The following is a 13,032-nucleotide window of genomic DNA, read 5'->3' as shown; positions in this document are numbered from 1 at the left end:
TTTTGTTTTGGTTGAATTGCTTAGTCTGCCTTAACAACAGTTCTCTTCTCAGCAATACGAGCCTTTTTACCGGTGAGTTTACGAAGGTAGTACAATTTAGCACGACGTACTTTACCACGTTTGTTCACTTCGATGCTATCAATAGCAGGAGACTCGATTGGGAATATACGCTCTACACCTACTGTGCCTGACATTTTACGAACAGTAAAACGCTTTTTGTCACCATGACCAGAAATCTTGATAACAACACCACGATAGAGCTGGATACGCTCTTTAGAACCCTCGATAATCTTGTAAGCTACAGTGATTGTATCACCTGCACTGAACTTAGGGAATTGCTTACCTGTTGCAAATGCTTCTTCAGCAACTTTAATTAAATCCATGATTTAAAAAATATTTTAAATGATTTGTATTACGATGCAACGTGACACGCAACTCTTCTGCTGTCAGCGGTTACACCATAAAGCGGTGCAAAGTTACTACAAAAAATGTAAAGAACCAAATTTTGGTACCTTTTCTTTGCCTTTTTATCCTTTTTAACTACCTTTGCAGCAATCAATTATAATTATAATGTGTAGTAAGTATTTTGTTTTAGGTCTAATTAGTGCTTCTCTTTTTACAGAGTCGTGCAGTTCTCATTACGAATTACTGTCTGTAAAGCGCAATCGAATAATCATAGATGAAAGATATGATGCTAATCCAGATGAGGCTGCGATTCGTTTTTTGGCTCCTTATCAGCATACTGTTGATAGCTTGATGAGCCCTATTGTAGGTCAGGTTGCTTATGATTTGTCTGCAAAGAGGCCAGAAAGTAGTTTATCTAATTTATTAGCAGATATTTTGGTGTGGGGTAGTTCAAAATTTCAGGAGCATCCTGATTTTTCGGTTTATAATGTTGGCGGTATTCGTGCTGCTTTTGCAAAGGGGACAGTAACCTATGGTGATGTCTTAGATGTTTCTCCTTTTGAAAATAAAATATGTTTGCTTTCTTTATCAGGTGAAAAAGTTTTAGAGTTGTTTCGTCAGATAGCAAGTCGTGGTGGAGAAGGGGTTAGTCATGGTGTTCAGCTCAAAATTACAAAGAGTGGAAAACTAGTTGAAGCTATTTTGAATGGTAAGCCTATTAATCCACAAGCAACTTATCGTGTAGCCACTTTAGATTATTTGGCTCAAGGTAATGATCAACTTGTTGCTTTTAAATCAGGAGTGAATGTTCTTTCACCTAAATCAAAGGATAATAATGCTCGTTTTATTATAATGGATTATTTCCGTGAAAAATGTTCAGGAGGCCGTGCATTGGCACCAATAGTTGAAGGTAGAATTAAAGTGGTTGAATAATATGAAAATCAAGAATATTTTATTAGGTTGTCTTTTCTTGTTAGTGTTACCTTCTTTTGCACAGAAGCATTTGGAGATTTTGCATACAAATGATACTCATAGTTGTATAATGCCGTTGAGTAAAAATTTGGCTGATACGATGCTTGCTGATCGTGGTGGTTATATTCGTCGAATTTCTATGTTAAAAGAAGAGCGTAAAAAGAACCCTTATATTCTACTTTTTGACAGTGGCGATTTTTCTCAAGGATCTCCTTATTATACCCTATATAAGGGTGATGTGGAGATTGGTTTGATGAATCAGATGGGCTATGATGCTGTTACTATAGGCAACCATGAGTTTGATTTTGGTCTTGAAAATATGGCTCGTCTTTTTAAAAAGGCTAATTTTCCGATTATTTGTTCGAATTATGACTTTACAGGAACCCCTCTTCAAGATATTGTTAAACCTTATATTATTTTGAGGCGTAATGGAATCAAAATAGGAGTTTTTGCTTTGTGTCCTAAGTTGGATGGTTTGGTCTCAAAAAATAATTATGGTTCAGTTGTTTACTTATCTCCTATAGAAGTTGGCCAAAAAATGGCATCCTTCCTTAAGAAAAGTAAAAAGTGTGATGTTGTTATTCTGTTGTCTCACCTTGGTTGGAATATCGAGGGTGATGATGATAATGCGCTCATATCACAAACAAATAATATTGATTTGGTCTTGGGTGGACATTCTCATTCTTTTTTAAAAGAGTTAGAGTATGTACCTAATAAAGATGGCAAACTTATTCCTGTAGATCAGAATGGTAAGAGTGGTTTGTTTATTGGTAAAGTATTTTTAGATTTTCAAAAGAAATAAAATTTTTGAATGAAACAAGAAATGCACTCATATTAGAGTGCATTTCTTGTTTCATTCAAAATAAAATGTTAATGCGATTATTTTACTTTTAGCTTGATCTACTGAAGTTGTGTATGGGCGCAGTGCTCCATCTTTTACTTTATTTGCGTGATTTTTATCGAGACAATTTGTTAAGCCGAACATGAATTTAAGTTCTGGTCTTAGCTTAAAATATGGAAGGTAGAAATCGCAACCTAATCCTGCTTCAAAAAAGACATCAGAACTTTTAAGTTTTAATATATCATCATCGTTGCCGCTTAAATTGATCATTGGATTAATGCCAAACATCAAATAAGGTCTATGATTATTAAATCTTGGAGCTGCTGCGATTAATTCGATAGCTGTAGATATATAAGCAGTTTTCATATCCTGCTGCTTTGTTGAAAGTTCTTTGTTGTTTTGATCAGCTGTTAAGTCTCTGAAATTATAATGTCTAGTACCGAAATAAAGCGTAGGTGCAATTCTTAGTTGGAAGTGTGTGTGTAGTCGTATTTCGCCTAATACGCCAATGTTGAATCCTGGTTCCCATTGGTTTTGATCACAAGTAATTAATGCTTCTTGTTTGTTTCCATTTTCATCAGTATACGTATGTAATCCCACATTATTGAATTCTATATCTTGCATGTGAGTTCCTACTAATATTCCAAAATGGAATTTTCTTAGATCTGTATAGGGTCTATTTTCTACAACTTTTTCTTGTGCTTGGCAAGTACAACAGAGTAGAATATGTAATATTATGATTGTTATAGTATTCTTCATTGATTTTATAACGGGTTGTTATCACTTTTATTATATATACTATTTCGACTTCGTACAAATAAAAAAAAATCTATCATCATTTTTAGGTATTTCAAAAATATTTTATAACTTTGTAGCCATAAGTAGGTATTTCTACTTTATTATACAAACATTATATTAACAATAAATATTTTTATTATGGCTTACGTTATTGGTGACGATTGTATCGCATGTGGTACATGTATTGATGAGTGCCCAGTTGGTGCTATCTCTGAAGGTGAAAAGTATTCAATTGACCCAGACGCTTGTACAGAATGTGGTACATGTGCTTCTGTTTGTCCTAATGAAGCTATTGCTCTTCCTGAGTAAGAAAATACTTTTTAGTTACATAAAAAGGAAAAAGGCGTTCTTTTTAGAACGCTTTTTTTGTTTTATGTTGATGTGTTCTTGTTGGTGCAATTACCTTTCCACGCCCTGTGGTAAAAAAATAAAATTTCAGGAGGTAATAGTATTATGAATATGATGTAGTTATGTAGTCAGTATTTGAAGTAATGGAGGATCATTTTTCGATGTTTGATTTTATATAAAAAAATGAGGTGAACAAAAATGTTCACCTCATTGAATATTTTTTTGTCGATTTTTACTGAGCTGATTCATCTGTGATACCTAATGCTGCTTTAGCATTTTTATCATTTGGATCCAGTTTATACAATTTTTCGTAATATGGTTTAGCTTTTTCTAAATCATTCTTTGTACCCCAGTAGTAGTAGCCAATATTACTATAAGCTGATTTCAAATAGCCTGTTTCGTCATTGTCACGGCCTTCTTTGTTCTCAAGTAAGTCTATAACTTTCTGGAAGAATGAAGCTGCTTTCTCATCGTATCCAGCTTTAGAAGCTTGGAAACCAGCTTGTAGACCAGCCCAACCTGCTATTGATGGAAATTTTTCTGCAATTTTATTGTATATGCTAAATGCTTTATCGTATGTTGCATCTTTTGCAGCACCTGTTAGTTTTTCAGCTTTAGCCAAATATACACCAGCTAATTTAGCGTAGTCTGATGGTGCAGCTGCAGTGTTTGCACTCATATATTTTTCATTATACTCGAGTGCTTTATCTTCGTCGCCCATTGCAGTATATACGTCCGAAATGTACTGTAATGGTTTAATGTCATCAGATTTCATTTCAAGAGCCTTGTTATACTGTGTAATAGCTTCGTTATATTGTTTGTTACCAGCTAAAGCCATGCCATAGTAAACGATATCACGCTGTGTTTTTTCTATAGAGTCTGTATTGACGATTACATTTGCAAATTTGATAGCCTCTTCAAATTTTTGTAGGTCATCAGCACTCCATAAAGCTACACGTTGGAATGCAGCACTTTTAGGGAATTTGTTGATACCAAATTTTGCAAGTTCTAAACTTTGTTCTTTTTTGTTCTGCAAGTAGGCAGATACTGCATATTCATTAAGCTGGAATTCTTTCAGCTTGTTCTTATCAGCTTTGTCGAAATTCTCCAAAGCCTTATCATATCTACCGCCACTATAGTATGTGTGTGCAGCTTCAGCTTCAATAGGGAAATCTGGACGTTCCTGTTTTAATTTATTAAGTGCTCTTTCTGCTTCTTCTGGAAATTTTCTGTTTACAGCAGCATAGCTCATATATCCTTGTGGATTTTTAGGGTCCATAGTCATAGCCTGTTCGAACCACATAGCAGCGTTACCACCATCATCTTTAAGAGCAGCGATATTTCCAAGAAGTATATATGCGTCGCCAAAGTTCTTGTTTTTCTGAATTACAATATTAGCAATTTCTTCTGCTTCTGCGTATCTTTTAACGCTTACCAAAGCATTTCCTAATGCAATCAGAGCTTTAGGATCTTTCTTATACTCTTTTTTATAAGTCTTGATGAGATCTTTTGTTGCCTCGACATCTTCAGGCTTATCTTTTAACACATTTACGATTGACTTCAAAGGTGTTTCAAAATTAACATCTTGAGCGCAAACTGGTGCAGTCATACTCAGTACGAGAGCACCTATCATAACATATCTTCTTGTATTCATAATTCTAACATTAATAGTTGTTAATTCTAAGACTCTTTATTATTTCAAAGGTTTAATTTAATTTTTTACATCAACAGTTCTAATATTAATTTCTCCTCTGTATGGTAAAAGTCCTGATTTAAATATTATTAGCTGTCCAGTTGGACTTGTAATATAATTTGCAAAACTCCATGGTAATGCTTTGCTACCGTCTGCAACATTAGCCCATAATGTTCTTACAAATGGGTATCTTCCATCTAATAAATATGCTTGGTAAGGTTTCCAGCTATTCATGACGGTAGCTTTATCCCTTGTTGATATTGACATTACATGGATATTTTTATTAAATGTTGTATTGGTAGTATCTCGTTTGTCGTTCAACCAGTTTGATCCAATAATGCCAATGGCATTTGGCGTCTTATGAACGTATTCGATAACTTCTTTACTTGTTTTAGCTGCGAAGATATTTTTTCCTTCAAGCTTCTTTCCACCAAGAATAGAATCTACAACGAAATTGGTTGTTGCGGATCTTACGTTATCAAGAACGACTTCAATATTTCCTCTTTTTGAGCCTGGATTAATTTGATTCCAGTTTGTAGCTTTTCCTGTCAGTATTCTTTTGATATCATTTACAGTGATGCATGTATCGTTATTTTCTTGATTTACAATAAAAGCAACACCATCATATCCGATAGGAAAACTTTGAGCTATGATATTAGAATTGGTTTTAATGTATGCCAATTCACTATCCTTTAGTTTTCTAGAGGTGATTAAAAGACATGTTTTGAAGTCTTTCAACATTTGAAGTCCCGTAACTTCATCTGTGTATTTAGGTTTAAGATGAGCTTTAGGATATTCAAATTCAAATTGTTTTCTCTCTTCTTCTACTATGGGAGAAAAACTTTCGTCAGAGACGAATTCAATCGTCCCTGACGTCGGTGTATCAGTTCTCTTAACCTTACTATTTTTCCCACTGCATGAGAAAAGTAGTAAGGGTAGAGATAATCCTATAATCCTATAAGATACGGTCTTTTTCATATAAATTATTGCAATCTGAATGAAACAGGTACGTTGTATTTAACACGTACTGCGGAACCATTCTGCTTACCAGGATTCCACTTAGGCATGCTCTTAACAACACGAGCTGCTTCGCGGTCAAGTGAAGGGTCTACAGAACGAACGACTTTAACGTCAGAAATTGAACCATCACGTTCTACAACGAATGATACAATGACACGTCCTTGAACACCATTCTCTTGTGCTACAACTGGATATTTTACGTTGCTGCTGAGATATGACATCAAAGCACCATTACCTCCAGGGAATGAAGGCATAACTTCTACAACGTCGAATACCTTGTTAGTAACAACCTCAGTAGGAGCCGCTGCTGGTGGAGGTGGAGGTGTATTGACAGCAATGTCATTTCTTACAGCCTCTACAGTACGGTTCTTAGAACCTTCCACATCCTGATTACCTACAGCTGCTTTATCATCCAATTTATCCATCTGCTTCAACTGGTTGTCCTCTTTTACGAGTTCATCCTTTTTGATGACAGGGGCAGTAAACTTCTGAGTTTCGCGAGCTACAGGTATTTCCTTTTTAGGCTCTACTTTTGGTTTAACAGGTTCCTGTTTCTTCTTGTCTTCTTTCTTAGCCATCTCCTGAGCCTTAGCAAGCTGCATAGCTTCCATATAGGCCTGCTGTTCTTCCATCTGCTTCTGCTGAATAACCTTCCATGCAAGGAAGCCACCGATGAGAGCTGCAGCTATGACCAAGATAACAATAGCTTTGATATTTCGCGAAGAAGTACCTTTTCTAAGCTGGTAAGCTCCGTACTCCTTGTTTTTGTTGGCGAATACCATATCTACCCATTTAGGGTCGTATAGATCTATTTTAGCCATTTTTTCTTGTTTTAATTAAGTTGTAAATCATTACTCCTTAACACCTGCAGATTTGAGAAGTTTCTCGTCGTCAGGGTTAAGTTTGTCAATGACATACGTACCAATGTTCAAAATCTGCATTTCATCGAGCGCATCGACAAGGTTCTTGTAAGAAGCATTGTCAGTTGGTTTGATGACAATAGTCAGAGTTGGTATCTTCTCGCCACCTGGGAGTTCACCACCTTTGATATCAGCAAGTTTCTTCTGATAGATGCTGTCTGGCATCATTTTAGGATTCTTTGCTCTCTCTTGGTTCAACTGCTTTACGGCAAGACTGATACGTGTTACAGGACGAGTTCCATCTTCTGTTGCGTGATCTCTCAAGGCTTTACGGATACCATCGTTACCCCAAGTTGTCTTTTTCAGCCAAGCTGGGTTGTCATATTGTGGTACACCTTCGCCATAATAGATCTGATTGTCAGCAGCAACATAAAGAGTAACTGTCTGAGAAGCCTTAGCTTCATTTTTCTGATCTTCTCTTGTATTTTCGTCATTGCTAGGCATGGTTAACTCCATGGTCTGAGGCTTGCTCAGAGTGGTACAAAGCATGAAGAATGTGATCAGAAGCATAAGCATATCCACCATAGGCGTAAAGTCTACGCGGACATTCATCTTCTTTTGTTTACCTTCTTTCTTAGCCATTATTCATCCCCCTCTTGTTTAAGCTGTGTGATCATGTAGTAGTGGCTCTCATCCATATCCTGAAGCTCGTTCATGACGCGTTTAACTGTTTTGTAAGGAGTCTTAGCATCTGCCTTAAGAGCGATTTTAATATCCTCGTTTACAGTACGTGCCTGATTTACCCAGTTTTGGAATTCACTCATACCACCATCGATACTATCCAATGGAATACCCTTAGTTGCGAGTACCTTATCGCGCTGCTTTGAAGGCATTGCGAGGTATGCTGCTAATTCCTTCATTGGAACACCGAATGTACCTTCAGTCTTGAAAACATCTCTCAACTGTGGAGCAATATTTATACCAAACTGACTTGCCATTCCGTCCAATGTACTACCTAGCTGGTCCGTATTATCAATACTCATAAATACCTGGCCTTCACCTGTAGGTTTGCCTGTGGCATCCTTTTCAGGGCTAACCAGAATTGTCAAAACGCCGTTCTCTGGCACCTTTATTTCAGATACAGATCCTGGTGTATTTACCTTAACTGGCTCATTCTTAACGAATGTAGATGTCAGCATAAAGAAGGTAAGCAACAGGGTCATTACGTCTGACATAGGCGTCATATCGATCCAGACGTCACTCTTCTTAATTTTTACTTTACCCATAGCGATAAAATTTTAAAGGGTTAGCAAAAATTAAGCCTCTTCTGTGTGGTTTGCTTCGTATGTCTGAGCAATAGAATAACCTACCTCGTCAAGAGCGTATGTCAATTTATCAACCTTGTTTGTGTAGAAGTTGTAAGATACAACAGCACACCAAGATGTAGCGATACCGAATGCAGTATTGATCAAAGCCTCAGAAATACCGGCAGAAAGAGCAGCTGAGTCAGCACCACCACCTGCAGACAAAGCAGAGAATGACTTGATCATACCAGTTACAGTACCAAGAAGACCGGTCAAAGTACCCAATGTTACGATAGTAGCGATGATAGGAAGGTTCATTGTCAGAGTTGGCATCTCAAGCTGAGTTGCTTCTTCGTGAGCCTGCTGAATCTTAGCTACCTTCTGAGCCTTTTTCAAGTTAGCGTTAGCGCCTGATTCCATGTCTGCATAAGCGTTCAAAGAAGCTTTTACAACATTAGCTACAGAACCTTTCTGCTTGTCGCAGAGCTCGTTAGCCTTTTTGAAATCGTTAGCATCAAGAGCAGCCTTAATGTTTGCAACGAACTTAGGAAGTGAACCCTTACCGAAAGCTGTCTTCAATGCGAAGTAGCGCTCGATAGACATAGCTAAAACGGTGAGCAACAATGTGTGGATAACTGGTACGACTACACCACCTTTGAAGATTGTACCCCAAACGTCAGCTGGTGTTGTCATAGCTTCACCATCCTGGAAGTGCATTGGGTTACCGAACCATGTGTAGAACAATGTAAATGCGATACATGCGCAAACAACGATGATCCAGAATGCACCTCTTACTCCCTGAAAGCCCTCAGATTTCTTAGGGCTGGCTTTTTGATTTGTAGTTGCCATAATTTTAAACTTTTAATTTTTAGTTATTTGATAAATTTAAATTGTTATTTTCTGATTTAACGCCAACAATTTACATATATTGTTTATGTTAGGTTTGCAAAGGATCTAATATTCCCTTTTAAATGTTTCCCGCAAAGGTAATCATTTCATCAAAATTATGAAACTAATTAATAAGTTTTAACGGGACTTGAATTCAAATTGATAATGCAACAAATGTGTCAAAGAAGTAAGTGAGCAAGGAGCATGAAAAAAGGGACAAAAGTTCCACAAGATCTTTCGTCCCCAGCATTAAATGCTTACCTTTGCAGACAAACTTCCACATAAGTTGCAAATATGACAAAGCATCTAACTGCGCAGCAAAGGTACGAAATATCTTTCAGACTGCAAAAAAAAGAACGTTCAACAGACATAGCCAGGGCTCTTGGTGTGCACCGCAGCACCATTAGCCGAGAAATTAGGCGCAACAAGGCACCCCATGGCAGGTATAATGCGGAAAAGGCCCAGTGGCTGTCAGACAGGAGAATGAGCGCAAGAAAGCACTATACCGTCCTTACGGACGAAATAAAGGTTTACATTGACCATAAGCTCACACAGGAACAGTGGTCTCCCGAGCAGATATCCGGAAGACGGCGTGCACTGGGATTACCGCCCATCTCACACGAAACCATCTACAGATATGTGTGGGAGGAGAAGCACAAATGGGGGAAGCCTCTCTATAAGCATCTGCGCCACAGGGGCAGGCGCTATAACAAGCGCGGTTCATCGTATAAGTCAAGGGGAATACCTGGACGTGTCGGGATAGAGCAAAGACCTGCGGTCGTTGATGAGAAAGGAAGGTTCGGAGATCTGGAGATCGACACCATTGTGGGGAAGAACAGGCGGAGCGTCATCATGACAATCAATGATAGGGAGTCCGGGTTCCTAATCATGAGAAAGCTTCCTTCAAAAGAGGCAGAGCCTCTGGCGGAGGCAGCCATTGCCGCACTTAAGCCGATAAGAAAGGGATTGCATACCATGACCGCAGATAATGGTACAGAGTTCTCCAGGCACCAGCAGATTGCTAGAGCACTGAAAATAGACATCTTCTTTGCAAGACCATACCACTCATGGGAAAGAGGTGCTAATGAAAACACTAACGGTCTAGTCAGGCAATATTTCCTTAAAGGGAGTGATTTTACAAAGATAACAGATAAAGACATCAATATGGTACAGGACAGAATCAACAACAGACCTAGAAAGAGATTGAATTACAAAACGCCTGTCGAGTTTATCAGACAAAAATACGGAGAGAATAAAACAATTATAAAGTTGTTGCGTTATTAATGTGAATCCTGCGGATATTTGCTAAAAAATCACAAATACCCCGCTAATCCTATAATTTTTTTGCCTTATTATTTTAGTTTGCTTACGGCTTCTTTGATTCTTCTAAGAGCTTCTTTAATGTTTTCATCGCTAGTTGCATAGCTCATTCTGAAGCATTCAGGGCTTCCAAATGCATCACCTCCAACTGAGGCTACGTGTGCATTTTCTAGCAAGTAAAGTGCAAAGTCTGTAGAATTATTAATTGTCGTTTTTCCATCGCTTTTTCCGAAGAAACTTGATATTTTAGGGAAAAGATAGAATGCACCTTGTGGCATATTAACTTCGAAACCAGGAATGTCTTTGGCCAGTTCAACAATCAGATTTTTGCGTCTTTCAAATGCTTTACGCATTTCTTCCACACAGTCTTGTGGACCTTCGTATGCTGCTACTGCGGCCATTTGACTTACATCACATGTACCACTTGTGTATTGGCCTTGAAGTTTGTTGATTCCTTTGATGATCCATTCTGGTCCAGCAACCCAACCTAATCTCCAACCGGTCATGGCGTAAGCTTTTGATACGCCATTACAGATAATGGTACGTTCCTTCATGCCAGGGAATTGAGCAATACTTTCATGTTTGCCTACGTAGTTAATATGCTCATAGATTTCATCTGCTAAGACGAATAGGTCTTCATGCTTTAGTACAACATTGGCAATTTCCTTCAATTCTTCTTTGCTATATACGCTACCTGTAGGGTTGCTTGGTGAACAAAGAATCAACATTCTTGTGTTAGGAGTAATAGCTGCTTCTAGTTGTTCTGGGGTTATTTTGAAATCTTGCTCAATAGGAGCATCTATTATAATAGGTGTTCCTGCTGCTAATTTTACCATTTGTGGATAGCTTACCCAATATGGTGCTGGTACGATTACTTCGTCACCTTCATCAATCAGAGCCATAATAGTGTTGCAAACTCCTTGTTTGCCACCTGTTCCACAGATAATTTCGCTAGAAGTATAGTTCAGGTTGTTTTCTTTTTTGAGTTTGGCTACAATTGCATTTCTCAGAGCCGGATATCCAGGTACGGGAGAATATTTGGAATAATTGTCAGTTATTGCTTTTTTTCCAGCTTCCTTGATGTGCTCAGGGGTCATGAAGTCTGGTTCACCAACACTCATGTTGATAACGTCTATGCCTTGAGCCTTCATTTCATTACTCTTCTGTGACATCGCCAGTGTTGCTGATGGTGCCAATCTGTTTAATCGATTAGATAATTGTGCCATATTTCAATACTACTGATTGTTATTTTTGCAAAAGTAATCATTTTATTCTTTAATAGAAAAGAAAAGTGGCAATATTTCGCAAATTATATAGAAATTGTGAAATATTGCCACTTTTGTGGGATTATTTTTTACTTTTATTTTATGTGTAGTCTATGCCCCATACGGTCTCTTTTGGTTTTTAGATAGCGTTCGTTGTAGCGATTTGGTGCTACTTCTATAGCTACGATTTCTGTTATCTCTAAGCCGTAGGCTTCTAGTCCAACTCGTTTAACAGGATTATTTGTCAGAAGTCTCATCTTATGTATACCAAGGTGTCTTAGCATTTGGGCTCCACATCCGTAGTCGCGTTCATCAGGCTTGAATCCAAGGTGTACGTTAGCATCTACGGTATCATAACCTTCTTCTTGGAGTTTGTAGGCTGCAATTTTGTTCATAAGGCCAATGCCTCTTCCTTCTTGTTGCATATAGATGATAGCACCTTTCCCTTCTTTTTCTATCATTTCCATGGATTTATGAAGTTGGTCGCCACAGTCACAACGTTTACTACCCATGATATCACCTGTTGCACATGAAGAATGTACACGTACGAGAATTGGTTCATCTTCTTTCCATTCTCCTTTTATTAGTGCCATGTGCTCAAGTCCATTGTTTTGGCGGAAAGGTATGAGTCTGAAGTGTCCCCATGCGGTTGGCATATCTACTTCTTCACCGACTTCTATGCATGATTCTTTGCGAAGTCTGTATGCGATAAGATCTTTGATACTGATGAGTTTCATGCCCCATTCTTTAGCCTTTTCGGCTAGTTGTGGAAGTCTAGCCATGGTTCCATCTTCGTTCATGATTTCAATGAGGGCACCTGCTGGATATAATCCTGAAAGTTTACAGAGATCTATGGCTGCTTCTGTATGTCCAGAACGACGAAGTACTCCGTTATCTTGTGCGTAGAGTGGGTTAATGTGCCCAGGTCTTCCAAAAGTCTGAGGAGTAGATGTTGGATCAGCCAATGCTTTTATCGTTTCCGCCCTGTCGTAAGTAGAAACACCAGTACTGCATCCTTCCAACTTATCTATTGTTACAGTGAATGGAGTACCCAACATGGATGTATTATCTTCTACTTGATGGGGTAAACCGAGTTCATCTGCTCTAGATATAGTTATAGGGGCGCATAATACACCTCTAGCATTCTTGAGCATGAAATTCACTTTGTCAGGAGTTATTTTTTCGGCAGCAATAATGAGGTCCCCCTCATTTTCACGGTCTTCATCATCAACGACGATGACAAAATTACCATTTTTGAAGTCTTGCAAAGCATCTTCGATGCGGTCAAGTTTGATTTCTCCCATGTCTTTATACTTTT

General features: G+C 38.1%; 14 protein-coding genes. 4 read left to right on the top strand and 10 right to left on the bottom strand.

The annotated features are described in order from the left end of the window. Positions 1-20 precede the first annotated feature (20 nt). The gene (gene rplS, locus L6469_RS07805) at positions 21-383 is read right to left on the bottom strand and encodes a 50S ribosomal protein L19 (protein WP_006283616.1); all 363 of its coding nucleotides are present in this window, start codon (positions 381-383) and stop codon (positions 21-23) included. Between the two features lie 187 nt (positions 384-570). Between rplS and L6469_RS07800 the strand changes: the two genes are divergently transcribed. Both L6469_RS07800 and L6469_RS07795 read left to right on the top strand, forming a co-directional pair. Next, complete coding sequence (locus L6469_RS07800) at positions 571-1,338, top strand: 5'-nucleotidase C-terminal domain-containing protein (RefSeq protein WP_006283615.1); 768 nt, start codon at positions 571-573, stop codon at positions 1,336-1,338. Between the two features lies 1 nt (position 1,339). Continuing rightward, positions 1,340-2,179 carry a bifunctional metallophosphatase/5'-nucleotidase gene (locus L6469_RS07795; RefSeq protein ID WP_027453344.1) on the top strand — a complete coding sequence of 280 codons (840 nt, stop codon included), beginning with the start codon at positions 1,340-1,342 and terminating at the stop codon, positions 2,177-2,179. Between the two features lie 51 nt (positions 2,180-2,230). Here L6469_RS07795 and L6469_RS07790 read toward each other — a convergent pair whose 3' ends face one another. Then, positions 2,231-2,977: a porin family protein gene (locus tag L6469_RS07790; protein ID WP_006283613.1), complete on the bottom strand. Its 747-nt coding sequence runs from the start codon at positions 2,975-2,977 to the stop codon at positions 2,231-2,233. Between the two features lie 177 nt (positions 2,978-3,154). Here L6469_RS07790 and L6469_RS07785 point away from each other — a divergent pair, with 177 nt between their 5' ends. After that, positions 3,155-3,325 (top strand): DUF362 domain-containing protein, encoded by a 171-nt coding sequence (locus L6469_RS07785; protein WP_006283612.1) that lies wholly within the window; start codon positions 3,155-3,157, stop codon positions 3,323-3,325. Positions 3,326-3,596: 271 nt separating this feature from the next. On the opposite strand, the gene L6469_RS07780 is transcribed toward L6469_RS07785, so the two are convergent. The 6 genes from L6469_RS07780 to L6469_RS07755 are packed head-to-tail and all read right to left on the bottom strand — an operon-like array spanning position 3,597 to position 9,090. Further along, positions 3,597-5,018, bottom strand: coding sequence for a tetratricopeptide repeat protein (locus L6469_RS07780; RefSeq protein ID WP_027453342.1), 1,422 nt, complete (start codon positions 5,016-5,018; stop codon positions 3,597-3,599). Positions 5,019-5,075: 57 nt separating this feature from the next. Then, positions 5,076-6,035, bottom strand: coding sequence for a PstS family phosphate ABC transporter substrate-binding protein (locus L6469_RS07775; RefSeq protein WP_006283610.1), 960 nt, complete (start codon positions 6,033-6,035; stop codon positions 5,076-5,078). Positions 6,036-6,040: 5 nt separating this feature from the next. After that, complete coding sequence (locus L6469_RS07770) at positions 6,041-6,898, bottom strand: energy transducer TonB (protein WP_006283609.1); 858 nt, start codon at positions 6,896-6,898, stop codon at positions 6,041-6,043. Positions 6,899-6,928: 30 nt separating this feature from the next. Beyond that, complete coding sequence (locus tag L6469_RS07765) at positions 6,929-7,579, bottom strand: ExbD/TolR family protein (RefSeq protein WP_006283608.1); 651 nt, start codon at positions 7,577-7,579, stop codon at positions 6,929-6,931. After that, a complete protein-coding gene (locus L6469_RS07760; protein ID WP_027453340.1) occupies positions 7,579-8,223 on the bottom strand; it encodes an ExbD/TolR family protein in 645 nt (214 codons plus the stop codon). Before L6469_RS07760 ends, L6469_RS07765 begins: the two co-directional genes overlap by 1 nt. Positions 8,224-8,253: 30 nt before the next feature. Then, positions 8,254-9,090 (bottom strand): MotA/TolQ/ExbB proton channel family protein, encoded by an 837-nt coding sequence (locus tag L6469_RS07755; RefSeq protein ID WP_006283606.1) that lies wholly within the window; start codon positions 9,088-9,090, stop codon positions 8,254-8,256. Between the two features lie 333 nt (positions 9,091-9,423). On the opposite strand from L6469_RS07755, the gene L6469_RS07750 reads away from it, so the two are divergent. Further along, positions 9,424-10,413: an IS30 family transposase gene (locus L6469_RS07750; protein WP_006282587.1), complete on the top strand. Its 990-nt coding sequence runs from the start codon at positions 9,424-9,426 to the stop codon at positions 10,411-10,413. Between the two features lie 68 nt (positions 10,414-10,481). Here L6469_RS07750 and L6469_RS07745 read toward each other — a convergent pair whose 3' ends face one another. Beyond that, the gene (locus L6469_RS07745) at positions 10,482-11,675 is read right to left on the bottom strand and encodes a pyridoxal phosphate-dependent aminotransferase (protein ID WP_006283605.1); all 1,194 of its coding nucleotides are present in this window, start codon (positions 11,673-11,675) and stop codon (positions 10,482-10,484) included. A gap of 134 nt (positions 11,676-11,809) precedes the next feature. Next, the gene (locus L6469_RS07740) at positions 11,810-13,018 is read right to left on the bottom strand and encodes a bifunctional 3,4-dihydroxy-2-butanone-4-phosphate synthase/GTP cyclohydrolase II (RefSeq protein WP_006283604.1); all 1,209 of its coding nucleotides are present in this window, start codon (positions 13,016-13,018) and stop codon (positions 11,810-11,812) included. Between the last annotated feature and the right edge of the window lie 14 nt (positions 13,019-13,032).

Origin of the sequence: Segatella baroniae B14, from assembly GCF_022024235.1 — a bacterium.
In the GTDB taxonomy this organism is placed as follows: Bacteria; Bacteroidota; Bacteroidia; order Bacteroidales; family Bacteroidaceae; genus Prevotella; species Prevotella bryantii.
The sequence above is the reverse complement of the archived record's forward strand: the minus strand, read 5'-3'. Positions and strand labels throughout refer to the sequence as shown.